Here is a 24,214-nt window from a genome sequence, read left to right as displayed (position 1 = left end):
CCAATTTTCTGATCATTGGTGTATTGATCAGAGATTGAAGCGATCCCCTAAATATACGCGTCTTACACTTTCGTCGGCGACAATTTCCGACGGGTTGCCTTCCTTTATGACATGACCATCGTTAAGAATGTATGCTCGATCAATGATTTCAAGCGTTTCTCGCACATTATGCTCTGTAATAAGAACACCAATGCCCCGATCTTTCAAATGAGAAATCAAATCTCGGATATCGCCAACAGCAATGGGATCAATGCCGGCAAAGGGCTCATCGAGCATGACGTAGTTTGGTTTGCCGGCAAGTGCCCGGGCAATTTCGACCCGCCGCCGTTCCCCGCCTGAAAGGGCAATCGCGGGCGTCCGGCGCAAGTGGGAGATGGAAAATTCTGCTAACAGTTCTTCCAGCATATTTTCCCGTTTGGCCCGGATGGGTTCGATCAATTCCAGAACTGAGCGGATATTCTGCTCGACAGTCATGCCGCGAAAAATGGAGGCTTCCTGCGGCAGATAACCGATCCCCAGCCGTGAACGACGGTACATGGGCATGTGGGTTACATCAATCCCGTCCAGCGTGACGGTGCCGTAGTCGGCACTCATAAGACCAGAAATGATATAAAAGCAGGTTGTTTTACCGGCCCCGTTTGGCCCCAGAAGGCCTACGGCTTCGCCGCGCCTTACAGTGATGTCTACGCCGCGCAGAACAGGCCGTTTCTTGAAAGATTTTCCAATATTCTGGGCTGTTAGCCCACTATTTTCTGCGACGAGACGAGGACCGCTTTCTTCTGGATTTATGTATATGTTATCGGTCATATGTCATCCGGTGGTCTGTTATTGTTTCTTTTGCGGTACAAAAATACCGCGCACACGACCGCCAGTTCCATCAATTCGGCTTTTCCCCGAAACAAGATCCAGTGTCATTTTTTGACCGCGCAGGACGCTTTGCCCCTGAGTGAGAACGACATTGCCGGTCAATTGAATTTTCTTTTCAACAACATCATAAAAGCCTTTATCGCCCTTTGCCGTTTCACGGGGGCTGGATAAAAACACATCGCCAAGCGCATCGATTTTACGAATGTTGGGTGGGTTTTCTGTATCAGAAGCAGAGCTTTTTTTGCCGTTCTGTGAATAATATACCAGTAATTTTGCAGCTTTTAAGCGGATATCCCCTTGAATGACCTGAACATTCCCTTCAAAGGTTGCGATCTGCTTTTCCTGTTGAACTTCCAAAGAATCTGCAAGAATTTCAATTGGTTGATCGGTATCAAACCCGCCGCCCAATGCTGATTGGGCTGAGACGTTCTGGATGCCTGCCAGATTAAAAAGCAGGAAAAAAGCTACAAGGGTTCTACTGATCATAAGTTTCATCTATTCGTCCGGCGTTGCCAGTTCTTACGGATACAAAATCATTTTTACATTGCCTTCGAAGCGAATGGTACCATTTAATTGCTTGGCCACAAGCCTGTCAGCTTCAAATTCGCCTAAAGGGCCATGCCCTTTCATGCCTTCCTTGCTTTCAATGACCCGCTCGCGCAGCTTAACATGGGCGCTTTCAGCATAGATCTGGTTCCCGTTGTCAGAGAAAATCTCGATACCACCGTGTAAATCCAGATAGCCGGTATCCGGGTTTAGTCGCCCGCTTGGCGCAGTCATGGACAACCATTGCCCGGTCTTCAGCGTAATATCTGCCTGAAGATTGGTCAGATCGACCTCTTTTGAATTAATATCCGGCTGTATCGCACTGTCTGCGGTGACAACATATTGCTGGTTTCCATCATCGCTGGACAAAAACCGAGGGTTTGACATCCGGGTCTCGGTCGGGCTTGTGGTCACTTTTTTATATTCAAGGGTGATGGCATCTTCTTCCTTTTCAAGGCTGGGCAATAGAAACACCACCGCAATAAGGATAAGAGCCAGTGCGGGCAGCGCAAATTTCATCACAGACACAAAACTTGTATATCGCTTTGCCTGATGCTGAAGAGATTTTGCAAGTTCCGGTATGTCCTCCATAACGACCGGTGTAACCGTCTCGGGGGCAAGGCCTCCGCCGGATTGATTATTTAGGGAAGACATTTTTTCCATTTTTACATAACGCCGTTGCGCAGGCAGTCATGGACACTCAGGACACCGACCGGGACCGCCCCTTCGAGCACAAACAGGCAGGTGATCCCGTTAAAACCGGTCTGGTTCATTTGCGCCAAAGCTTCGGCCGCCAAGGCACCGGGTTTCGTTGTTTGTGGCTGGGTGGTCATGACCTCACGGGCTTTCTTGGTGAGTAAGCCCGCTCCCATATGGCGGCGTAAATCGCCGTCTGTAATGATACCGGCAAGCGCCCCTTGCGGATCAAGAATACCGACACAACCAAACCCTTTGGCAGACATTTGCAGCAAGGCCTGATCCATGAGCGTGTCTTGATCAATTAACGGCATTTCATCGCCGCGATGCATAAGATCTCCAACCTTGATGAGAGAACTGCCCAGTTTGCCGCCCGGATGGAAAACATGAAACTCATCCGGAGAGAAACCTTTGCGTTCCAGCAGGGCGATCGCTAAAGCATCGCCCATGGCAAGCGTGAGTGTTGTTGATGTAGTGGGGGCCAGACCAATAGAACAGGCTTCGGGGGCATCGGGCAGCAGCAAGGCAACATCGCTTCGTCGGCCCAGTGTGCTGTCCGCTTTGCCAACAATGGCAATCAGCGGGATATTAAACCGTCTTGTATAGGCAATAATATCGCCCAGTTCTTTTGTGCCGCCGGAATTGGACAGGCATAAAACAACGTCTTCGCGGGTAATCATCCCCAGATCGCCATGGCTGGCTTCGCCAGGATGGACAAACTGTGAGGGAGTTCCAGTAGACGCAAACGTGGCAGCAATTTTTTTACCGATGTGACCGCTTTTTCCCATGCCGGAAATGATTACACGGCCTGTGGCATTGGCAATGATATCAAGGGCCTTGATAAACTCACCGTCCAGCGCCTGCTGCATTTGCAGGATGGCATCGGCTTCAATTTGCAGAACCCGCCGGGCAGAGACCAGATCTCGTTGGTCATCCAGACGTGCCGTTTTTGTATCCTCTGGAAGTGTCATACTGATCTTCAATCCATTTTGGAATATCAAACTATCAATGAGCTGGCGCCATGACGGTCATTCCCTCCGAATATAGGAGAGTTTCCTGTCCTTAACAAGAGGCGGGGACGCCCGCAAATAATTCAATATTTTCAGGCTCCTATTTCCGAATGGCGGTTACATGAACCGGCTGGGTTCATGAATGGGCGAAGATATCTGTCTCATCCCAGCCCACCAGATCCAGTTCGGCCCGCACCGGCAAAAAGTCAAAGCATTTCTGAGCCAATTCTGTCCGGCCTTCACGTTCCAGCATGATGTTTAATTGATCGCGCAACTGATGAAGGTATAAAACGTCTGATGCGGCATATTCCTGCTGTGCTTGAGTCAGTTCTGCTGCACCCCAGTCAGAACTTTGCTGCTGCTTGGAAATATCAACATTGATCAGTTCCTGGCACAGATTTTTAAGGCCATGGCGGTCAGTATAGGTCCGGACCAGACGTGATGCGATCTTAGTGCAGTAAACCGGGCGACAGGTAACCCCCAGATACTTTTGAATAACCGCAATATCAAAACGGCCAAAATGAAAGAGTTTGGTCCGTTCCGGATCTGCCAGTTGTTTGGCAAGATTGGGCGCGTCATAGGTCTTGCCATCAAATTTGACCAGATGAGCATCTCCATCTCCGGCCGAGAGCTGTACCAGACAGAGGCGGTCGCGATGCGGCAGAAGGCCCATGGTCTCTGAATCAACCGCAATCTCGTTTCCAAGATCAATATTCGCCGGTAAGTCACCGTGGTGGAGGTAAATGGTCATTCTGTATCCAGTTGGTAATAGTGGTATCAATGTTGGCCTTCAAGCGGGGCCTTTAGACTGATCCTTAGCCGTAACCGGCATAAATTTCAATGCCTGAGACAGAAGCGGAGCGCACAGGAAGGCGAAAATAAACCCGTGAGAGGTTCTTTCCTAAGGGCTTTTCCGTTAAAAAATGAACTGACACTCATTTTACCAGGCAGAGTATATGAACATCTTTAACAATGTCATTTCCGATAGAGGCTCTAAATACGCCGTCTCTGGTGCGGCTGTAAAAAGCCGAAAAGAAGCTCAGCAGATGTTAAAGTCTTTAAAGAAAGACAAAAAATTTGCCAAGGCAACCCATAATAGCTGGGCCGTTCTTCTGTCTGACGGGGGTCCTGTTAAAAATGATGATGGGGAAGGCGGCGCGGGCCGGATTATTCTGCAAATGCTGGAAGGGGCTGCCTTGAAGGATCACCTGATCATAGTCACGCGTTGGTACGGTGGGGTTAAGCTGGGCGGCGATCGTTTTCGGCGCGTTCAGGATTGCGTTCGATACTATCTGGATCAGTTGAAATAGCCGGAGAACTGGCCGCTAGAATAGTCGAAAATCTCTCTTTCTACAATTTTAGAGAAATTTAACCCTCCCCCATTAATATCACGAAATCATTATAAGAGTCGGTCGTGACGACTGTGGGGGAAATGGGTAACGAATATGCTTACGAAATTAAAAAACTTGTTTCAAAATTCAAAAATGAAAAAGAAACAGGCATCCGCTGGTAAGCCGGTTTATACGAAATTTGGCATTGGATATCGGTTGGTCTCTGCCTTTTCTGCAGTAACGCTTCTAACCGTGCTGATTAGTGTTTTTGGCTGGTTTAGCCTTGATGTTCTGACAAGCGCGCAAGATAAAACTGCCAAACACGATATTCCGTCGATAGCGCTGGCTTTGAAGCTGGCAAATGACGCCACAGAAATTTCTGCCATTGCACCCCGACTGGGTTCGGTTTCAACGGACCAGGAACGTCAACAGGTTGTTGTGACGCTGAATGCCGCCATTGCGCAGGCAAATTCGCGGCTGGGGGAATTGAACGGTTTCATTGAAGAAAACGAATCCCTGCAAGCCATTTCTCAAAATCTGTTGCAATTGGAACCGCTACTGGAAAATCTGGATGGCAGTGTTAAAGGGCGCCTCTACTTTGCAGAGCTTCGAAAAGAAAAACTGAAGCAACTGGAAGAATTTCGCAGTATTCTGGACAAAGGTATTGGGTCCCTGCTGTTCCCAACCCGTATGAAATTATTCAATGCGGCCGACGGATGGGAAGAGTTGCTTGAAGAATCCATTGAAATGGCATTGACCGGCAAACAGCCCGAATATGATACCGAGCCCTTAAAACAGGCGGCCACGGAAGCCATGACCGGTCAGGAAGCCGTTTTCCGCGTTCAGTCATCCGGTTATCTGCTGATCAGCTTGCTGGCAGAAGGAGCCTTGGCTGAAAATCCTGAAACGGTTGAGAAACTGATGACGCAATTCCTGTCGTCTATTTCCAGCATGGCAACCCCGCTGTCAAAAATTGGTACCGAGAAGAACAAGAAATTTGTCGCGAAGTTTGATGAACTTTTTGAAAATCTTTTGACGATTGGTTCCCGTGGGTCTGATCAGGAAGTGATCTTTACCATTCGGACCAGTGAATTGGGTGCTGCAAAAAATGCGGAAGAAATTCTGGCGAAAAGCCGGGCTCTCGCTGAAACGTTGACAAAGAATGTAAATGCATTTGTTGCGTCCATTGAAAGTGATATTCAACAGGTCAACGAGCAAAATCACGTTCTTGCAGAAAACACCAAGGTTTCGTTGGCGGTGGCCGCGCTTGTCTCTGTTTTGGTCGCGATCGCCATTGCTTGGTTCTATATCGCCCGCAATATTGTGAAGCGTCTTCTGATGATGGTTGATTCAGCCCGTAAGTTGTCCGAGGGGGATCTGGAATCCAGTATCTACCGTGAGGGCAATGACGAGATTGCGCGCCTTGGCTTTGCCATTGTGGGCTTCCGGGATTCTGCGAGGGAAGCGAAAGCTGCCCGCCTTCAGGAAGAACAGGAGCGCGTGCGCCGTGAGGCTGAGAAAGAACAGCAACGTCAGGAGCAGATCGAAAATGATCGGCGCCTGAACGAAGAAAAAGAACGCCTGACAGAAGAAGCGGAAGCCAAGAAGGTTGAAGAGCTCAATCGATTGGCGGACGAATTTGAAGGCAGTGTTAAACATCTGGTGGAAAGCTTCTCTGCCGCAACAACCGATATGAACACGATCTCCGGTTCCATGAGTGGGTCCGCTGAACAGACGTCCTCCCTGACACAGACGGTCGCGTCTGCGTCACAGATTTCCAGCAGCAGTATTAATGCTGTTGCCTCGGCTGCCGAGGAATTGACCTCGTCGATTTCGGAAATCAGTCAGCAGGTTGGGCAGGCAGCGTCAATTGCCGGGGACGCGGTAACCGAAGCAGAGCGCTCCAACGTCATGATTACAAGCCTGAATGAAGCGGCTGCCAAAATTGGGGATGTTGTCGAATTGATCAGTGATATTGCCGAGCAAACCAACCTTCTGGCATTGAACGCGACGATCGAAGCGGCCCGCGCAGGAGATGCGGGTAAAGGCTTTGCCGTGGTTGCGAGTGAAGTGAAAAATCTGGCAACCCAGACCGCAAAGGCAACGGAAGAAATCACCAGTCAGATCAAATCCGTTCAGCAGGAAACTGGGAACGCTGTTCTGGCAATTGGCGGGATCAGCTCAACGATCAGCCGGATCAGTGAAATCAACACCACAATTTCAGCTGCTGTGGAAGAGCAAGGGGCGGCAACCAACGAAATCAGCCGCAGTGTTCAAAAAGCAGCGGATAGCGCGAATGAAGTGTCTGAAAATATCAACACGGTGAACGAGACAGCCAGTAAAACGGGAAGCTCTGCGACGGAAGTTCAGGGTGTCGCCCAGAAATTGGCCCAGGAGGCAGGAAACCTTCAGGAAGAAGTCGACCGTTTCCTCAAGCAGGTCCGAGCCGGATAGCCGGACCCGCAAGGATGAAGATGAACCCGGCAATTTGCCGGGTTTTTTCTTGTCCTGATCATTACACTGATGACCATATTTCTGTAGTCAGAAAAAGGGTAGCGTTCTGGCGGGTCTTCCGTCAGAATTCGGTATGAGGGACTAGACGGCAACAGGCGGGCTGAAGGCCTCGCCGGTTTCAACGAAAAAAGAAATGGACTAGAAGGATGCGTATTCAAGTTTCTAAACTGATCGGTGCCGCAAAAGTCATACCGGTGTTGGTGATCGATGATCTGGATACGGCTGTGCCTCTTGCTCACTGTCTTGTAGAGAACGGGTTGCCGGTTTTGGAGATTACCTTGCGCACGCAGGCTGCGCTCGGTGCGATAGAACGGATCTGTAATGAGGTCGAAGGCGCCATTGTTGGTGCGGGAACGATCCTCGGTGCGGATGATCTGGCAGCGGCCCGAAAAGCAGGAGCTGTTTTTGGTGTATCCCCTGGGATGACCCACGAATTGCTGGACTGTCTGAAGCAGTCAGATCTGCCGTTTCTGCCCGGTGCCGCTACGGCCAGTGAGGTGATGGCCTTGCGCGACGCTGGATTTACGGAACAAAAGCTGTTTCCTGCCGAAGTGGTTGGCGGTACATCATTTCTCAAATCCGTGGGCGGGCCTGTTCAGGATGTGTCCTTTTGCCCGACAGGGGGCATCCGGTATGACAATATGGAACAATATCTGACATTGCCAAATGTGATGGCGATTGGCGGAACCTGGATTGCGCCAAAAGAATTATTGCTGCGCAAAGAATGGGAAACCATTGGAAGTCTGGCCTTTGAAGCTTCAATCAAGGCGGCCTCCTTCGCGGGATGACCAATGCGGTATCATTTATAGCGGTTTTGTTATCTGGCGGCGCAAACAAGCTTCTGTGTGAGCGATTTAATCAGATGTGCCCGGTAATCGGCCTGTCCGTGTAGGTCGCTCATCAGATTATCCGGGCTGGGTGCGAAATCTTCCAGCGCTTTAATGCTGAAGGTTCCGGTTAATCTTTCTTCCGCTTCGATAAGCCTGAAAACACCGTTGCTACCAGCCCCGGTTACAGCTATTCGGACCCCGGCGTCGCCAAATTTCGCAAGAAAAACCCCGACCAGAGCGTATCGGGATATGGGGTTGGCAAATTTTCGGTAGCCGCAAAAGGCTGGTTTTGGAAAACTGACAGAGGTGACAATTTCAGTATCCTGCAGGGCCGTTTCAAACAGATCTTTAAAAAAGTCGTCTGCATGAAGGGCACGTTTATTGGTGTGAACCGTAGCACCTAACCCTAACAGGCCCGCCGGGTAATCCGCGGCAGGATCATTGTTCGCGATTGACCCGCCAAGGGTTCCCATATTGCGGATGAGCGGGTCCCCGATTTTACCAGCCAGAAAGGCAAGGCCGGGTAAAAATTGACGAACGATCGATGAAGCCGCAACCTCCCGATGAAGCGTCATGGCGCCAATTTCGATCCTATCGCTCATGTCCCGAATAAAGGAAAGGTCAGGGATATGCCGAAGATCAATAAGGTCAGTTGGTGCGGCCAGCCGTTGTTTTAACGTTGGGATAAGGGTCTGACCGCCCGCCAGAATTTGTGGATCATCCCGATGTGCCAACAATGTTTCCGCGTCGTTTAAGGTCGCGGGGCGATGGTAATGTGTTGCATACATTTCAGGTTTCGCGATCTGTGTTTTCTTGTTGATCCGCGCCGCATTTAATTGCTTCGATAATCGGAAGGTAACCGGTGCATCTGCAGATATTCCCCTCCAGTTCTTCTTTGATAATGTCCTCTTCCAGCGGGCCGGGATGCCGGTTGCAGATATCCAGTGCCGTCATGATCATGCCCGGGGTACAAAACCCGCATTGAAGTCCATGCTTTTCCTGAAAGGCTTTTTGCATGGGGTGCGGGTTTGCCTCTGAGCCAATGCCTTCGATGGTGGTGAGTGTTGCGCCATTGGCTTGCTGGGCTAAAAGGGAACAGGATTTTACTGCATGACCGTTCAAGTGAACAACGCAGGCACCGCACTGCGACGTATCACATCCCACATGGGTTCCGGTGAGATTCAAATATTGACGGATGAAGTCCGACAAAAGCATTCGATCGCTGATCTCTGCCTCGACCCTTACCGTATTGACGGTCATGGAAATCGGGCTTGATGGATCCTCATCCATCGGCGTTTTCCAAGGCAGTCTCTTGGTGAAACTGTTCTTCAAAGCTGTTGAAAAACTGGGCGGCCATTTTCTTGGAGGTGGAGGCCACAAGCCGCTGGCCCAGCTGCGCAAGCTTTCCGCCAATGGCCGCATTTACCTGATATTTGAGAAGGGTTTTTCCATTCTCGGTGTCGGTGAGGGTGACCGTTGCATCCCCTTTGGCAAATCCGGCTATCCCGCCACTTCCCTGACCGGTGATCCGATAGGATTCTGGGGGGCGTAGATCGCAAAGTTCAACGGCGCCCTTGAATTTTGCTTTTACCGGGCCGATTTTGGCGGTTACAACGGCGGTGAATTCCGTGTCTGAAAGTTTCTCAAGTTCCTGACAACCGGGTATACAGGATTTAAGAATTTCCGCGTCATTTAGCGCCTGCCAGACCTGTTCACGAGGGGCTGGCAGCAGATATTCTTCTGACATTTCCATTGGAAAAAGGTCCTTAACGTTTTAATCCACACTGCTCGAAAGCGGTTCGGGTCGCTGTTTTTTCTTCTTCAGTCAGTTCGATCATCGGCCGGCGAACAAAGCCGCCTGTCTGACCCAGAAGATCCTGCCAGTATTTCTGATGGGACTGCGGTTTACCGCCGGGGCGGGTATTTTTAAGCGCATCTCGTACCGGATTCAGACTGTCGCGGACTTTGCGGGCTTCCTCATGCTTTCCGGCAAAAGCCAACTGCGTGTAGTCATGCATCCGGCGATCGTTCTTCGTCTGAAGAAGGTAAGGCGGCGAGGAACAAAGATAGAGTTGCCAGCCCAATTCGATAATATTGTCGAGCCATTCTTCTTCTGATGCCGTGCTGACAAGGATTTTATCGCCCGCAAGCTTGCTGAGTTCAACATACATATCCCGCGGAACACTGTATTTAATGGCAATGATATTAGGAAGATCAGCAATGCGGTTGCAGAGTTCCGGGCTCATCAGATACCCACTGTCAGGGTGACTCCACATGGCAATACCAATATCGACCCGGTCGCTGATATATTTGTAATAGTTATAGACGATTTCGTCCTGATCCTTGACGAAATGCAGGATCGGCGCATGAACCACAATATAGTCCGCGCCATTTTCCTGTGCATGAAGGGCCAAATCCAGCACGACATCCATATTCTGGTCTGAGCAGGACATGATGGTTCCTGCCCGTCCGTTGGTTGCGGCCACAGCCAGATCAAACGTGCGCTTTCTTTCTTCCAGGGTCATCGAGAAAAATTCACCCTGCTTGCCCGCAATAAACAACCCTTCGATGCCCAGATCATCCACCCAATGGCGAATATTGTTCTGGAAAGCGTCTTCGTCGATGCTGCCATCGGCTTTAAAGGGGGTCAGGGCCGCCGCCCAGATGCCCTTCATGTTCTGGCGGGCATAGGCTTTCGCGTCTGCTTTGGTATATTTCATGGGATTTTTTCTCCGTGTTGTGCGCTTGTAAGGGCGCGCCAGATTTTTTCGCTGGTCAGGGGCATTGTCAGATCGGTAACACCAAACGGACGCAAGGCATCCAAAGCGGCATTCATAATCGCGGCAGGTGCACCAATGGTTCCAGCCTCTCCAACCCCTTTTGCGCCCAGGCTATTGCAGGTGGACAGGGTTTGGGTGTTTGAAATATGGATGTTGGGCATGAGATCGGCACGGGGTAACCCGTAGTCCATCAAGGAGCCGGTCAGAAGCTGGCCATCTTCGTCATAAACGATTTCTTCAAGGGTTGCTTCGCCAATCCCTTGGGCAATACCGCCAACGATTTGTCCGTGCACCAGCATGGGATTAACCAGCCTGCCCGCGTCATCGACACAAAAAATATCTTCAATGGTCATCTCGCCGGTTTCGGCAACAATCTCAACGGTTGCAAGGTAACTTCCGTATCCCCAGGCTTCTCCGTCGGATTCAAATCTGTAATCGGCTTCCAGTTGCGCAGGGTCTTCTGCCAGATTGGCAAGTTGCGCCAGCGTCCAGTTTTGACCAGTGCCTTCCGCGACGAAGTGACCGTAATCATCCAGTAAAATACTGCAATCGTCCATTTGCAGGGATCGGGCAAGAAGGGCTTTAAGCTGCGCCAGCAGTTTTTTGGCGCATCCCAGAAGCGCACTGCCACCGATACCGGTGGAGCGGCTGGCCAATGCGCCTACGCCAGACGGGCAGGTGCGGCTGTCACCATGTTCGAGGATAATTTTGTCCAGCGGGGCAGCAAAAACATCACTGACAATCTGACTGAAAGCGGTTTCGCGGCCATGACCCTGACTGCTGGTCCCGGTGGCCGCTACCAAATGACCGTCTTTGGTCAATTTGATATGGGCAGTTTCCCAACCAACACCGGAAGGTTCCACATAACAGGCAAGACCAATGCCAAAAATTCGGCCTTCTGCCCGTCGTTTTTTCTGCCGTTCCCGTAAGGCAGGATAGTCTGCAAATTCTGACAGATGGGTGAGAGCGGCCGGGTAATCCCCCGTATCCAGCCTGCGTCCGCTGGCCGAAACATGGGGCAGGTCTTCAGACGCGAGCAGATTTTGAAGCCGCAAGTCTAACGGATCGCGTCCCAGTTTATAGGCCGCTTCATCGATCAGGCGTTCCATGATCATTGCGGCTTCCGGTCGGCCTGCCCCGCGGTAAATCCCAACGGGCGCCGTGTTGGATAGGGCTCCTTTTGTCGTTAGGTTTAACTGACCAATGTTATAGGGGCCAGGTAATATCCGTACCGCATTCCACGCGGGTACTGCTGCGCTGTAAGTCAGCCAATGTCCTAGCGGGGCAAGGGCTTCGGCTTCTAAACTCACGAATGTCCCGTCAGAATGCAGGCCCAGTGTTGCGCGTGTCCGAATACCCCTGCCATGGCTGGCAGACTGAAGATCTTCGCCGCGGGTTGATGTCCATTTGGTGGATTGCCCAAGTTTTTTTGCGGCCCAAACAGTGAGGACTTCTTCAGGATACAGGGACGCCTTCATCCCGAACGCGCCGCCCACATCCCGTGATATCACGTGGATCCGGTCCAGATCATGGTCCAGAATTTCAGAAAGATCGGCTCGCGCGCGATGCGGCGTTTGGGACGCAATCCACACCGATAGAGTGTCAGATGCTGTCTCCCATTTGACCGTGATGCTTCTGGGCTCCAAGGCAGAAGGGGCCACTCTGGGATGCTGGATATCAAGGCTGACAGATTGACGGGTCGGGACGGCAACCGTAGTCAAATTGTCTGATCGCCAATTTTCTTCAAAGGCAATATTGTCGGTAAATTCTGAAAATAGAGGTCGGCTTTTTTCTGCGTCGGAGTGACCAAGAACCGTGTCTTCTTCTTCGATTTCAAGATAGATCAGTTCAAGGGCATCGGTTGCCTGCATAGCAGTTTGTGCGATCACCGCGACAATCGGCTGGCCAACCGCCATGACCCGCTTGTCCGCGAGCAGGGGATAGTGTGTCTGTTTGGCATTTTTGATGATCGGATTGACCGACAATCCAGCAATATGCCGGGTATCATCGGCTGTAAGAACGGCTTTGACACCGGGGGCGGCTAAAGCGCCGTCGATCTGAAGGTCTGTAATCCGGCCGCTGGGATAGGAACTGCGCAGAAATTTAACATGCAGGCAGTTTTCAGGGGTCACATCATCGGCATAACAGCCTTCCCCGCGCACCAGCCGTGCATCTTCGATCCGCTTGACGGGTTGTCCGATAGACACTCTCTGGGGCTCTATTTGCGTAGAGTTGGCATGAGAAGGCTGGCGCAAGATCATAAGGGGCTCGAAACAGTAATGGGTTGTATTGACATCATAATTCACGATCATAAAGGACCGGTATCTGTTAAAAAATACACGGCTTTGATATCAAAACAATTCAAAATAGTGTAATTAGGTATAACAAAATTATATACTAAAACCGGCCGGGTCGCTGCTTATAACAAAGACCAAATGACAACAGGAAAAGGGGACAGACCGCATGCTTAAAATTGCCCTCATTGGCTACGGGACAATCGCTGGATATGTGGCGGATCAATTGCGGGATCGGTCAGAGGTTCAGATTTCGCAGGTTCTTTGCCGGTCAGGCCGGGAGGACGCGGCCCGTCAAGCGCTGGGAACAACGGTAATCCCGGTGACGGATGTTCAGGCGTTATCAGACGATCTTTCATTTGTTGTGGATTGCGCAGGGCATGGTGCCCTCCGGCAGTTTGGACCTGATATTCTGTCCCGCGGTCTGGATTTGGTCACGGTCTCCAACGGTCTTCTGGCAGAACAGCCCATGAAAGACCGGCTTGAAGCCTCCGCCCGGCGAGGGGGCTCGAAACTTCATCTGTTGTCAGGGGCCGTTGGTGGTATGGATGCGCTGGCGGCGGCGTCTGCCGGGGGATTGACGCGGGTGGTTTATACTGGGCGCAAACCCGCAGCGGGGTGGCGCGGAACAGCAGCCGAAGACGTTGTCGCGCTGGAGAGTTTAACGGAAGCTGCCGTTCATTTTGAAGGATCCGCTCGGGAAGCGGCGCTTCGATATCCAAAAAATGCAAATGTGGCAGCGACAATCGCACTGGCGGGGATCGGTCTTGATCAGACGGAGGTTAAACTGATCGCAGATCCGGGGATCCAGAAAAACTGCCATCAGGTTGAGGCTGAAGGGGCATTTGGCCGCTTCACCTTTTCCATTGAAGGAGAGCCACTGCCAAAAAATGACAAGTCATCAGCCTTGACGGCAATGAGTGTGGTCCGCTTTATTGAACAGCGTGAAGCGCCTGTCCAGATTGGGTAAATCAGATGGTTTCCTGCTGAATAAGCAGCGCGATCTCGCGCAGTTTATCTGCAAAGGCCGCCGCCGCAGGTGATAGGGTTGCATTGCGCCGATAGGAAATCCCGACAGGACCGCGAACGGTCTTGAATTTGAACGGCAGCGAGACAAGGGTGCCCCGTTCCACGTCTTCTGCAATAACATGATACGGCAGCACAGTGAGCATATCCGTCCGGCTGATGATCCGTTTGTTGGTAAGCAAAGAGACAGACTCAACGCCATCCACAGGCGGCGACAGTTCCATTTTCAGAAACTCTTCTTCCAGCTGGCGGCGCATGGTTGTCTCTCGTGGGGGCAGGATCCAGTCCCAATCCAGCAAATCTGCATGCCGGATCTTGTGCATTTGGGTCAGTGGATGTTCTTTTCGTGCAATGATTGACACTTGTTCTTCAAACAGTGGTTCCTGCAGGACATCTTTACGAAATCTGATTTCCGGCAGTCTGCCGACCACAATATCGATATCGCCGGTCAACAGCGCCGGAATAAGCAGATCGTTTGTGCCCTCTTTGATAACGATGGAAACATTGGGGCGCTCTTTGCGTAACATTTCAACGGCGGCGGGAAGCAAATGGGCGGATGCCGCCAGCAGGGTACCCACTACAACCCGGCCACCAGTTCCCTCTGCAAGGTCATCCAATTCCTGTGCGGCTTGGGAAATCTGCGATAAAATAAGCTTTCCATGCCGGGTCAGGGCTTCCCCATATTTGGTGGGAATAGCCCCGCGGTTCGATCGTTCGAATAATTTAACCCCAAAATCTTCTTCAAGATCTTTCAGCAGCTTGGTCGCGGCCGGTTGGGAAATATTCAGGGACGTTGCCGCGTGTAAAATGCTCGCATTCTCGGCAATCGCGACCAATAACCGCAATTGTTTGAGTTTGAGACGCGTTGCAATGCGTTCGACGATATTAAAATGCCGGCCAGTTTTCATCATGGCCTGTTATATAAAAATGGAATATCCAGTTCAAGTTAATTCACTTGCCGAGGGGTCACCCGCTGCTTTAAATTTTACTGGAATTGGTCCCTGATCATTGAAAAAGAGCAGGGCAGACAAAGAAACCGGGAGATAGAAGTGGACCACCCTTCTTTAAAAGCCTTCAACTTTGCAAAATGGGTTGAAGAAAATGAACATCTGTTGAAACCCCCTGTTGCCAATAAAATGCTGCACACTGACACAGGTATGATTGTCATGGTCGTCGGAGGGCCAAACACACGGGTCGATTTTCATGATGATCCTGTTGAAGAATGGTTTTACCAGTATCGCGGCAATATGGTGCTGAAAATTGCTGATAACGGCAAAATCTATGATGTGCCGATCCGCGAAGGGGAAGTGTTCTTTTTGCCGTCCCATGTGGTTCATGCACCGCAGCGGCCAGAACCGGGTTCAATCGGGATTGTGGTGGAAAGCCCGCGCATGTTTGGCATGAAGGAAGCGTTCCAGTGGTATTGCTTTGAATGTGAGGGGCTTGTTCACCGGATTGAAGCAACCTTGACGTCACCGACGGGTATTGTCGAGCAGCTACCGGATATCTATGACGCATTTCACAAGGATATAGACGCCAGAACATGCCCTCATTGCGGGGCGCTTCATCCGGGTAAGGGAAGCCCGCCGGAAGGGTGGGTTACAACCTGATCTTTGATCGTTGATCCTATAAGAAAAAGGCCATTGCCGGTTCCGGAATGGCCTTTTTTAATGGCGGACAATAGGGGCCAAGCAAAAATGTTCGGACGCCTGCCAATTACAGCGCCATTTACAGCGCTTTTTGCAGCCCGGTAACCAGCCAGGGTTGCCAGATCAACAGCAATAGAATGAACATGGACATGGCGAGGAAGGGAAGCAGGGCTTTGAAAATCGCGGTTGGTGGTACCCGCGACATGGAGGCCGCGACAAACAGGCCACTTCCCACCGGTGGAGTAAGCAGGCCGAGCACCAGATTAAGACAGACAATCACACCAAAATGATAAGGGTCGATCCCATAAACATTGACGGCAATGGGCAGCAAAATCGGGACAACCATGACCAGCGCGGCGATACCGTCAATGACCATACCGACCAGCAGCAGGGCCAGATTGACCAACAAAAGAAAGACCAGCGGATCGTCGCTTAGCGCGGCAAGCCAGGCGGCAACTGTTTGCGGTAGCTGTTCAAATATCAGCGCCCATCCCAGCAGGTTTGCTCCGGCCACCATGAAAATGACCGCCGACGAATTAAGAGCAGTATTGAACAGCAGCGATCCAAAATTTTTGAACTGCAACTCTTTATAGACATATTTGCCGATCACAAGGGCAGCCACCACGGCAATCGAGGCGGACTCTGTTGGTGTGGCGATGCCCAGTAGAATGCCGCCGATAATGACAACCGGAATAATCAAAGAAGGCAAACCCATTAACAGGTCTGAACGGGCTTCGCTTAACGTAATCTTTGCGGATTTTGGATAGTTATATTTAAGGCCGAGCAGGGCGACCACAAGGATGAAGCCGGTACCCATCATAAGGCCCGGCACAACACCGGCAATAAACATATCGCCGATTGGGATTTGGGCCAGAACGCCATAAATTACAAACAGCATTGAAGGTGGAATAATCGGGGACATCAGGCCACCTGCGGCGGTCAAAGCTCCTGCATAGGCCCGGTCATAGCCTTTTTTCTCCATTTCAGGGACCATGACGTTGGACATAACGGCGATTTGTGCAACAGCTGACCCCATGATGGACGCCATCATCATATTGGCAATCAGATTTACATAGGCAAGGCCGCCCTTGAACCCACTGACAAAGACGGATGCCATAGCGACAAGCCGTTTGGTCAATCCCCCTTCGTTCATGAATTCGCCAGCCAGCATGAACAGCGGAATGGCCAGCAAGCCATAGCTTTCGATACCGCCAAACAGTTGCTGGGGTAATGAGTCGAACAGGCCGAAATTTCCGGAATTGAGGATATACCCGATGGCCGTTGTCATGACGACAATGGCGATAGGCAGACCGATCAGAAGAAGAATTATAAAGAGCGCTAAAATCATTTAGTCAATTCCCCCTATTGTCGTGCGGTCCGGCATTGTTTCGCGGTTGGCCAGCGAGTCTGTCAGGTTGGCAAGGGCATGGATAAAAATTGTGGTGAAGGAGAGCGGCAGGATCAGCCAGATCCAGAATTTTTTAAGGCCGATTGTATTGGTTGGTTCATCATATATGAAGTTGAAGCTATCCGCCGAGAAAGCCTCGAAGTCAAAGCCAGAATTCATCAATCCAATGGGATCATACCAGCGCCAGATAAGCCACAGCATAAAGGCCGAAAAACACAGGATGATGCCATCGATGACAATGTTTAGAAAATGTCGTGTCTTGGGCGAGACCGTATCAAAGATCAGGGTTACGGCAATGCGATGCCGTTTTCGAATGGCAACCGAGGCGCCGGTAAAAACAACCCAGATCATGCAATAGATCGCGGATTCATCGACCCAGTAAAGGGCATAGGAAAAGGATCGGGTAACAACATTTAAAAGGATCAGGCCCAGTAAACCGGCCATCAACAATTTCAGGGCAGCGCTTTCCAGTTTAAGCAAACTGTCTGACATGCGGCTGATGAACATAAACGGACCCTCAAAAACAAACTGGGAGAAGCGAGTTCTCCCAGTATAAACACAGTTACAGTTTGAAGAATATGCTGCTTATTGCGCCGCTTCCCTCAATTTTTTAAGCGCTGGTGCCTTATCGCCCCAGATTTTTTCCCAGTCTGCAATTGCACTGGTGAAAAATGCCGGACCCGCTTTGATTACCTTGACATCCAGTGCGTTCATTTTGGCCAGCCAAGGACCTTCCAGTTCTGTATATGTATTGATCACGCCATCCAGATGTTTGCCCATCAGATCAGATATCTGGGCGCGTTCTTCTTTTGACAGGTTTTTCCATACTTTGGCTGACACCAGACCCACCATGGGGAACATCATATGATTTGATTCCACAATGGTTTTGGCATGGTCGTAATATTTTAGCTTGATGATCAGTTCTACGTCCATATCGATTGCATCGACCTGACCATTGGCAAGCGCATCATACACGGCGGGTAATGGCATTGGTGTTGGGGCAACCCCAACAGCATTGTAGAAATCCTTGATTGGCTCAAACGGGGTGATCCGCAGCTTTTTGCCTTTCAGGTCATCAGCGGAGGAAACTTCATCCCGCGAAACGATTTGACGAAGGCCCGCCATTCCGTAACCGACGCCAACAACCCCCACTTTTTTAGGCAGGGTTTTCAACAGATCTTTCGCGGCATCGCTGCGCAATATCCGGGCGGCGCTCTGAATGTCTTTGGCAAGATAGGGGGCGTAAAAAGCGCCGAAATCAGGCACTCTGTTGGAGACTTCTGCAATCGTCAGGAACGCCATATCAAGGCTTCCAGATTGCAGCATCTGGATCATCTGTGCTTCATTGCCGAGCTGCCGTGATGGGAAAACGGCGACGGAATGCTTACCGCCACTCGCTTCTTTCAGCTCATCACCGAAGGCTTTTGCCGCCTTTGTCCAAGTATGCGGGGGCGGCGTGATCAGGCCCAACCGAAATTCTTTTGCCGTCGCTGTTGTCGCTGCGGTAAGGCTTCCTAAAGCGAGGGCTGAGGCAAGGACAACGCCATACGCTCTTTTTGCTGTTTGTTTCATGTTTGATCTCTCCCATTTAATTTGCTGGGCATTTTCCGGTTGTAATTTTATGGGAAATGCGGCCAGTAACTTCTGAAATTTCGCTGGTTCAGAAGTAAATCCAACCAGAGACTACTGAAGTTTGACCAAAAAGAATAATGTCTAATCGTGATTTTGGTATCACGAAATGAAATACCTGACTTGCGTTATTATCGCCTGAAAGGGTACCACTTGATTTGGCAGTTGAGGCTTATTGCTTGCCTCAACTGCTATTGGCCGGGGGCTTAGAACATAAACTTGGTTCCAAGAACAAATTGCCATGCTCCTGCTTTTTCCCCTTCTTCTTTGGCCCAGTTTGCTGTCTGGCCAAAGGTTCGCTCGTAAACTACACCCACATAAGGAGAGAGGGCGCGATCCCAGATGTCGTAACTTAATCTAAGACCCAGTTCGGCGCGATTGAATCCAGATCCGGAATTTATTTCACGGTCACTGGAAAATGCGCCTGAAAGTTCGGCGGACGGGGTCAGGATCAGAGAGTTGGTCAGCAACAGCTCATACTCGATGTCCAGACTCATTGAAACATCGCCTTTTTCACTAAGATACAGGTCTGCATCAATCTCAAACCACTGCGGGGCAAGCCCGACAACGCCGATCACGCCGTACAGGCGATCCGGGCCTTGAGGACTGTCAAGGCGAACGCCGCCTTTCAGGTCCCAGAAATCCGCAATGGGTGTTTGCAGCGTTACCTGGTTGGTCGCAGCCTCCAGAATGTCTTTCTCAAGGTCATATTCACCATTACTTTCCAATCGAATTTTCAGGCTATCGTTCCCATAAAAGGCATCGCCATCCCAAACCAGAAGAGTATCGCCGTTGTCGGATGCCCGAAATTCAAGCATTTCCAATTGAATTCCATAATAGGGCTCTTCCGCGCGGGCCAAGCCGATAATGAATAGTGAGACGAAGAAAGCACTTATCGCCGGGGTTAAAAGAAAGCGGATCATTGAACGGCCTCCTTATCGGAAGGGGAGGACATTGCATTGTCCGGACCGCCGATCACCTCAATTTTTCGAAACATGCCACTGGCTGCGTGATAGGAAAGATGACAGTGAAATGCCCACTGACCTTCCGCATCGACTTCAGTTTCAGAATAAACTGTTGTTCCGGGTGCCACACTAATCGTGTGCTTGACCGGATCCCACTTACCGGCGCCTACATCCAATATGCTCCACATCCCATGCAAGTGCATTGGGTGGGTCATCATGGTTTCATTGACAAATTTAAACCGCACCCGTTCGCCATATTGCAGGCGGATTGGTTCAGCATCGTCATATTTCACGCCATTTATCGACCAGATATACCGCTCCATATTTCCGGTTAACCTGAGTTCAATTTCACGCGTGGCTTCTCGATCCTCATAAAGTGGTTTTTGCGCTTTAAGGTCCGCATATGACAGGAACTTCCCGCCATTTGCCGCTTTTGGCATCAATCCACTGCCAGACGCGTAAAACGGGTCCTCCTTATCAGGCTTGGACTTCATGTTGGAATGATCCATGCCAGCCATATTGCTGTGATCCATAGGTTTCATGTTGGAATGATCCATGCCAGCCATATTGTTGTGATCCATAGGTTTCATGTTGGAATGGTCCATGCCAGCCATATTGCTGTGATCCATAGGTTTCATGTTGGAATGGTCCATGCCAGCCATATTGCTGTGATCCATGGACTTCATGTTGGAATGATCCATGCCAGCCATATTGCTGTGATCCATGCCCATATCGGCCATGGTTAGCAAGGGATCTTCTCGCATTTCTGGAATTGGCGCGGTCATGCCTGGCCGAGGGGCAAGGGTGCCCCGTGCATAGGCTGTACGCCCCATACTTTCCGCAAACAGGGTATAGGCCTTGTCGTCCATCGGGCGGACGATGACGTCATATGTTTCCGCGACACCGATCCGAAGTTCGTCAACTTTAACAGGTTGCACAGGGTTTCCATCGGCGGCGACCACTGTCATGGTGAGCCCTGGAATACGCACGTCAAAATAGGTCATGGCAGATGAATTGATCAACCGCAGACGGATCCTGTCTTTTGGTTTAAACAATCCCGTCCAGTTCTGATCGGGCCCTTTTCCATTGATCAACGGCGTAAAGCCCTGCAGGTCTTCAATATCTGTTGGCATCATGCGCATGCTTCCCCACGCCATGCGGTCCTTAAGTGTATTTTCAAGACCGTTTTCTGTGGCATCCTTGAAGAAATCCCCAACGGTCTGTTGCTTGCGGTTATAGTAATCGGGCATCATTTTAAGATTGCGCATGATCCGATCGCCTGAATGGGGATGTTTGTCCGTGAATTGAACAACATAATCCCGATCATAGCGGAAAGGTTCCCGATCTTTGGGGGTGATCACAATTGCCCCATAGGCGCCATCGGGCTCCTGAAAACCGGAATGACTGTGAAACCAGTAGGTCCCGGATTGGACGATCGGGAATTTATAGGTGAAGGTTTCCCCGGGGGCGATACCCGGATAACTGATTTCCGGAACCCCATCCATCTGGTAGGGCAAAATCAAACCATGCCAGTGAATGGAGGTTTTTTCCGTCAGATTATTTGTCACATTGATGGTGACGTCTTCCCCTTCTTTGAAGGTTAAAACCGGACCGGGAGAGGCCCCATTATAACCAATGCCTTCTTTTACAAACTCGCCGGTATCAATGGTGACCCGGTCGACGCTCAGGTTATAGGTTTCGGCGGCTGCCGGGCTTGCCAAAACAGCAGAGAGCAGGGCCGTCGCGGCCAGAGCCACACTTTTATCGAAATGAAATTTCATTGGACTTCCTCACTATGGAAAAGAGGGCACTCCCCGGTTAGGAGGAGTGCCTACGGCCTTATTTGATCTGCATTTTTCCAAGCATTCCGGACTCGTAGTGACCGGGTATATTGCACGCAAATTCAAGGTTGGTCTTTTCCGAAAAGGTCCAGATAACCTCATCAGATTTCCCAGGCTCCAGCAGCACACTGTTTGGATCGTTATGATCCATCGTTTTGCCATTGCCCATGTCCATTTTCATCATGTCATGGTTTATTTTGTCCGCTTCCAACGCACCATGTTCCATCATCGTCATCATTTCTTTCTGATGCTTTGAATGCATTGCGGCCGTTCCGATATTAAATTCATGAACGAAGTCACCGGTATTCACGACTTTAAAACGAACGGTCTCCCCCTTTTTGATGTTGATCTCTTCAGGCTCGTAATAATTATCCCGCATGATCACGGTTATTTCGCGGGTCACATCCGCAGCAGATCCCGCCTTGCCGATTTTCGGTGCCTTGCCGCCATCATGATGGTCATCGTCATGGGTTCCGGACGCCACCGCCAGACCGCTTCCAAAAGTAAGCATGGCCAAAAGAGTCGCTGTTGAAAGGGTGTTCAAATATGTGTGTTTGATTTTCATAAGGGTATCCCTCAAACACATATCTTTAGTTGAGCAGACAACTCTGTCTCTCAGTTTCAGATATGTTTATCGATATAAAAATTAGAAATGGAACGGATGGAAGACCGTGCGCGGAAACGCGCGGGCTCAATCCGATAGAGTCAATTCTGTTTTATGATCGTGGAGGGTAGGGCAGCGGCCCTGTCTCGCGAGAGCTGAGTTTACTCTCGACGATGAAGAATGTGTGGTTTGTTGAAAGAACGGAGGTCATCTGCAAGGATACGGGCAGCAGGACACTGGTACAAACAACCATCCCGCAATTATCAAAATGTGCCTTTGATCCATGATGGGAAGAAGGATCTTCTTGTTGCTGGGAGAGTGTCGCAGAGGCAGGATCTGTATGGTGATCCATTGATGCAAAACCGTCGGACATTGATAAGTCGAACACAAACAGCGTCGCCAACAGCAAAGCCATTGCCTTTTTAAACGTGCTTTTTTTCAACTTTGTGAAAGCCAACCCAGAAAACCTCAATAAACCTTTTTTCGACATATAATCAGACAATGACCAGAATTCAAGAGAATTGGATCAGAGCGTGATTTTTTTGGGTCGTGTTCAGGCTAAAGACGGTTTTCTGATTGTCAGTGTGGTCTATATTCCGACCAGCGGTTGTAGAAGCTTGCTGAAAAAACCAGAGAATTTCAACGGTGCATCCGTCGCAATCAGGCAGATACAATCTTTGTCTGTGTCTGCAACCGGCTGATGGGTTATCGTACTGTCAAGATCCGCAATATCACCGGACTGAAACCGTCCAAGTTCGTCAATATAAGACCCTTTCAGGATCATGGTGATTTCCTGACCTGTATGGCTATGCTCCGGTATTGGGGTACCCGGTGAGATTTTCAGAAGCCTGAGAACTCCTTTTTTGCGGCTGCCATTTGATACAGACAGGGGATAATGGCTCACGCCGGGAATGAGTTTTTTCCACGGAATGTCTTCCAGATGCATTGGCAACTGACTTGCCAGCGGTGCAGGAACCCCTTTATCCACATATTCAGTTGTGAACGAAAGATCTGCCGATGGGTCATCCTGTTCCAGCATATCCACGGAGGGCGGAGTGCTCATCACGCCACCCGGTTCGGAATCCACCAGATATAACGCCGCAATATCTTCCATTAGCTGAACATTTTTTCTGCATTCCGGGCAAAGCGCAAGATGAGTGGCCACAACAACAGAAATCGTTTCTGTCAATGTGCCATTTACATAGGCCATGAGCGTATCATCGCCGATATGATGTTTAATCGTATTCATGAAACACCGTCTAATTCGTTCCGTATTTTACCAAAAGCCAGTCGAATGCGCGATTTGACTGTCCCAAGAGGCAAATTCAAGGCCTCTGCGATTTCCGCGTGGGATTTGTCTTCGTAAAAAGACATAGTAATGATCCTTATCTGTTCCGGAGGCAGTTTCGCAACGGCCTTCCGAATAACGTTGCCCTCTTGTTTGCGGCTTATCGATTGTTCCCCTGTTTCGGGGCTGTCAGGAATGTAACTTGGATCATGGGGATCTGGTTCAGGTCTTAAATCCTTGCGTATCCGATCGATCTTCACATTCCGGGCAATCGTATAAATCCATGTAGAAGCGGAGGCTTTGCTACTGTCGAAAAGTCGGGCTTTCTGCCAAACCTTCAACATTGTCTCCTGCAGAATTTCTTCTGCATTATTTTCCATGACGCCCTGCGACAACAAGAAAGACTTGAGCCGAGGAGCGATGGAATGGAAAAGACGGTGATAGGCCTTTTGATCCTGAAAATGAGCGATTGCCGTCAGATCTTCGTTCAGATCGTTTGGCGTGGCGTTATTTGCCATTGTCCCTCGCTTCATGTCGTCAATCGATACTGTTCGATTAGGTTGTCCCACCAGCTCTTCCTTACCGCTTCTAATTAATCTGTATACGCAGGCGAATTAGAACTGGATCAGCAGAGCAATTAAAATTGTGATCTAAAGTGTATAGAAACCCGTAGAAGGAGGATAGAATAACTTTATGAGAGCATCGGCATGAAAAAAATTGCAGTGATAGGGAGCGGGATTTCAGGGTTGTCCGCTGCGTGGCTTTTAGCAAAAAAACATGATGTGACGCTGTTGGAAAAAGACGATCGCCTGGGGGGTCATAGCAACACTGTCTCTGCCGATGGACATAATATCGACACTGGTTTCATCGTATATAATACGAAAAACTACCCCAACCTTGTTAATTTTTTCAAAGAATTGCAGATCGATACAGATC

General features: G+C 50.1%; 26 protein-coding genes. 6 read left to right on the top strand and 20 right to left on the bottom strand.

All coding sequences use genetic code 11. The features are described 5' to 3' along the window. Positions 1-27: 27 nt before the first annotated feature. From lptB to ACJAYR_RS09950, 5 genes are all read right to left on the bottom strand, one after another. On the bottom strand, positions 28-807 hold the full coding sequence (gene lptB / locus ACJAYR_RS09970; protein ID WP_415236473.1) for an LPS export ABC transporter ATP-binding protein: 780 nt from the start codon (positions 805-807) through the stop codon (positions 28-30). A gap of 18 nt (positions 808-825) precedes the next feature. Continuing rightward, positions 826-1,362 carry a lipopolysaccharide transport periplasmic protein LptA gene (lptA, locus tag ACJAYR_RS09965; RefSeq protein WP_415236472.1) on the bottom strand — a complete coding sequence of 179 codons (537 nt, stop codon included), beginning with the start codon at positions 1,360-1,362 and terminating at the stop codon, positions 826-828. Positions 1,363-1,386: 24 nt separating this feature from the next. Next, complete coding sequence (gene lptC, locus ACJAYR_RS09960) at positions 1,387-2,067, bottom strand: LPS export ABC transporter periplasmic protein LptC (protein WP_415236471.1); 681 nt, start codon at positions 2,065-2,067, stop codon at positions 1,387-1,389. Between the two features lie 11 nt (positions 2,068-2,078). Continuing rightward, positions 2,079-3,080 (bottom strand): KpsF/GutQ family sugar-phosphate isomerase, encoded by a 1,002-nt coding sequence (locus tag ACJAYR_RS09955; RefSeq protein WP_415236470.1) that lies wholly within the window; start codon positions 3,078-3,080, stop codon positions 2,079-2,081. Positions 3,081-3,255: 175 nt separating this feature from the next. Continuing rightward, the gene (locus tag ACJAYR_RS09950; protein ID WP_415236469.1) at positions 3,256-3,870 is read right to left on the bottom strand and encodes a ribonuclease D; all 615 of its coding nucleotides are present in this window, start codon (positions 3,868-3,870) and stop codon (positions 3,256-3,258) included. A gap of 205 nt (positions 3,871-4,075) precedes the next feature. Between ACJAYR_RS09950 and ACJAYR_RS09945 the strand changes: the two genes are divergently transcribed. From ACJAYR_RS09945 to eda, 3 genes are all read left to right on the top strand, one after another. Beyond that, positions 4,076-4,429, top strand: coding sequence for a YigZ family protein (locus ACJAYR_RS09945; RefSeq protein WP_415236468.1), 354 nt, complete (start codon positions 4,076-4,078; stop codon positions 4,427-4,429). A 174-nt stretch (positions 4,430-4,603) separates the two neighbouring features. Then, on the top strand, positions 4,604-6,904 hold the full coding sequence (locus ACJAYR_RS09940; RefSeq protein WP_415236467.1) for a methyl-accepting chemotaxis protein: 2,301 nt from the start codon (positions 4,604-4,606) through the stop codon (positions 6,902-6,904). A 206-nt stretch (positions 6,905-7,110) separates the two neighbouring features. Continuing rightward, positions 7,111-7,752 (top strand): bifunctional 4-hydroxy-2-oxoglutarate aldolase/2-dehydro-3-deoxy-phosphogluconate aldolase, encoded by a 642-nt coding sequence (gene eda, locus ACJAYR_RS09935; RefSeq protein WP_415236466.1) that lies wholly within the window; start codon positions 7,111-7,113, stop codon positions 7,750-7,752. A 29-nt stretch (positions 7,753-7,781) separates the two neighbouring features. Here the strand turns inward: eda and ACJAYR_RS09930 are convergent, their stop codons facing one another. Genes ACJAYR_RS09930 through ACJAYR_RS09910 form a run of 5 tightly spaced genes read right to left on the bottom strand, consistent with a single transcriptional unit; the run spans position 7,782 to position 12,781 of the window. Next, a complete protein-coding gene (locus tag ACJAYR_RS09930) occupies positions 7,782-8,582 on the bottom strand; it encodes an FAD binding domain-containing protein (protein WP_415236465.1) in 801 nt (266 codons plus the stop codon). A 1-nt stretch (position 8,583) separates the two neighbouring features. Beyond that, positions 8,584-9,084 (bottom strand): (2Fe-2S)-binding protein, encoded by a 501-nt coding sequence (locus ACJAYR_RS09925; protein ID WP_415236464.1) that lies wholly within the window; start codon positions 9,082-9,084, stop codon positions 8,584-8,586. Continuing rightward, positions 9,077-9,547 carry a CoxG family protein gene (locus ACJAYR_RS09920; protein ID WP_415236463.1) on the bottom strand — a complete coding sequence of 157 codons (471 nt, stop codon included), beginning with the start codon at positions 9,545-9,547 and terminating at the stop codon, positions 9,077-9,079. The genes ACJAYR_RS09925 and ACJAYR_RS09920 overlap by 8 nt, the downstream gene beginning before the upstream one ends. Before the next feature lie 13 nt (positions 9,548-9,560). Then, the gene (locus ACJAYR_RS09915) at positions 9,561-10,514 is read right to left on the bottom strand and encodes a dihydrodipicolinate synthase family protein (RefSeq protein WP_415236462.1); all 954 of its coding nucleotides are present in this window, start codon (positions 10,512-10,514) and stop codon (positions 9,561-9,563) included. Beyond that, positions 10,511-12,781, bottom strand: coding sequence for a xanthine dehydrogenase family protein molybdopterin-binding subunit (locus ACJAYR_RS09910; protein WP_415236461.1), 2,271 nt, complete (start codon positions 12,779-12,781; stop codon positions 10,511-10,513). The genes ACJAYR_RS09915 and ACJAYR_RS09910 overlap by 4 nt, the downstream gene beginning before the upstream one ends. Before the next feature lie 256 nt (positions 12,782-13,037). Between ACJAYR_RS09910 and ACJAYR_RS09905 the strand changes: the two genes are divergently transcribed. Continuing rightward, the gene (locus ACJAYR_RS09905) at positions 13,038-13,838 is read left to right on the top strand and encodes an aspartate dehydrogenase (RefSeq protein ID WP_415236460.1); all 801 of its coding nucleotides are present in this window, start codon (positions 13,038-13,040) and stop codon (positions 13,836-13,838) included. 1 nt (position 13,839) lies between these two features. Here the strand turns inward: ACJAYR_RS09905 and ACJAYR_RS09900 are convergent, their stop codons facing one another. Beyond that, positions 13,840-14,805, bottom strand: coding sequence for a LysR substrate-binding domain-containing protein (locus ACJAYR_RS09900; RefSeq protein ID WP_415236459.1), 966 nt, complete (start codon positions 14,803-14,805; stop codon positions 13,840-13,842). Positions 14,806-14,943: 138 nt separating this feature from the next. Here ACJAYR_RS09900 and ACJAYR_RS09895 point away from each other — a divergent pair, with 138 nt between their 5' ends. Next, positions 14,944-15,504 (top strand): 3-hydroxyanthranilate 3,4-dioxygenase, encoded by a 561-nt coding sequence (locus tag ACJAYR_RS09895; RefSeq protein WP_415236458.1) that lies wholly within the window; start codon positions 14,944-14,946, stop codon positions 15,502-15,504. 118 nt (positions 15,505-15,622) lie between these two features. Here the strand turns inward: ACJAYR_RS09895 and ACJAYR_RS09890 are convergent, their stop codons facing one another. The 9 genes from ACJAYR_RS09890 to ACJAYR_RS09850 all read right to left on the bottom strand — a co-directional run bounded on the left by ACJAYR_RS09890 (position 15,623) and on the right by ACJAYR_RS09850 (position 23,847). Next, positions 15,623-16,891 (bottom strand): TRAP transporter large permease, encoded by a 1,269-nt coding sequence (locus ACJAYR_RS09890; protein WP_415236457.1) that lies wholly within the window; start codon positions 16,889-16,891, stop codon positions 15,623-15,625. Beyond that, positions 16,892-17,458, bottom strand: coding sequence for a TRAP transporter small permease (locus ACJAYR_RS09885; RefSeq protein ID WP_415236456.1), 567 nt, complete (start codon positions 17,456-17,458; stop codon positions 16,892-16,894). Between the two features lie 78 nt (positions 17,459-17,536). Further along, complete coding sequence (locus tag ACJAYR_RS09880) at positions 17,537-18,523, bottom strand: TRAP transporter substrate-binding protein (RefSeq protein WP_415236455.1); 987 nt, start codon at positions 18,521-18,523, stop codon at positions 17,537-17,539. Between the two features lie 263 nt (positions 18,524-18,786). Continuing rightward, complete coding sequence (locus ACJAYR_RS09875; RefSeq protein WP_415236454.1) at positions 18,787-19,503, bottom strand: copper resistance protein B; 717 nt, start codon at positions 19,501-19,503, stop codon at positions 18,787-18,789. Continuing rightward, positions 19,500-21,326: a copper resistance system multicopper oxidase gene (locus tag ACJAYR_RS09870; RefSeq protein ID WP_415236453.1), complete on the bottom strand. Its 1,827-nt coding sequence runs from the start codon at positions 21,324-21,326 to the stop codon at positions 19,500-19,502. Before ACJAYR_RS09870 ends, ACJAYR_RS09875 begins: the two co-directional genes overlap by 4 nt. Positions 21,327-21,384: 58 nt before the next feature. Beyond that, the gene (locus ACJAYR_RS09865; protein WP_415236452.1) at positions 21,385-21,951 is read right to left on the bottom strand and encodes a cupredoxin domain-containing protein; all 567 of its coding nucleotides are present in this window, start codon (positions 21,949-21,951) and stop codon (positions 21,385-21,387) included. A 151-nt stretch (positions 21,952-22,102) separates the two neighbouring features. Beyond that, on the bottom strand, positions 22,103-22,447 hold the full coding sequence (locus tag ACJAYR_RS09860; protein ID WP_415236451.1) for a hypothetical protein: 345 nt from the start codon (positions 22,445-22,447) through the stop codon (positions 22,103-22,105). Positions 22,448-22,579: 132 nt separating this feature from the next. Next, positions 22,580-23,239: a ChrR family anti-sigma-E factor gene (locus ACJAYR_RS09855; RefSeq protein ID WP_415236450.1), complete on the bottom strand. Its 660-nt coding sequence runs from the start codon at positions 23,237-23,239 to the stop codon at positions 22,580-22,582. Beyond that, positions 23,236-23,847 carry a sigma-70 family RNA polymerase sigma factor gene (locus tag ACJAYR_RS09850; RefSeq protein WP_415236449.1) on the bottom strand — a complete coding sequence of 204 codons (612 nt, stop codon included), beginning with the start codon at positions 23,845-23,847 and terminating at the stop codon, positions 23,236-23,238. The genes ACJAYR_RS09855 and ACJAYR_RS09850 overlap by 4 nt, the downstream gene beginning before the upstream one ends. Before the next feature lie 138 nt (positions 23,848-23,985). On the opposite strand from ACJAYR_RS09850, the gene ACJAYR_RS09845 reads away from it, so the two are divergent. Then, positions 23,986-24,214 (top strand): FAD-dependent oxidoreductase (locus ACJAYR_RS09845; RefSeq protein ID WP_415236448.1); only part of this gene is annotated, 229 nt, incomplete at its 3' end.

The sequence above is a fragment of the Sneathiella sp. genome, assembly GCF_047631475.1.
Taxonomy (GTDB): domain Bacteria; phylum Pseudomonadota; class Alphaproteobacteria; order Sneathiellales; family Sneathiellaceae; genus Sneathiella.
The sequence above is the reverse complement of the archived record's forward strand: the minus strand, read 5'-3'. Positions and strand labels throughout refer to the sequence as shown.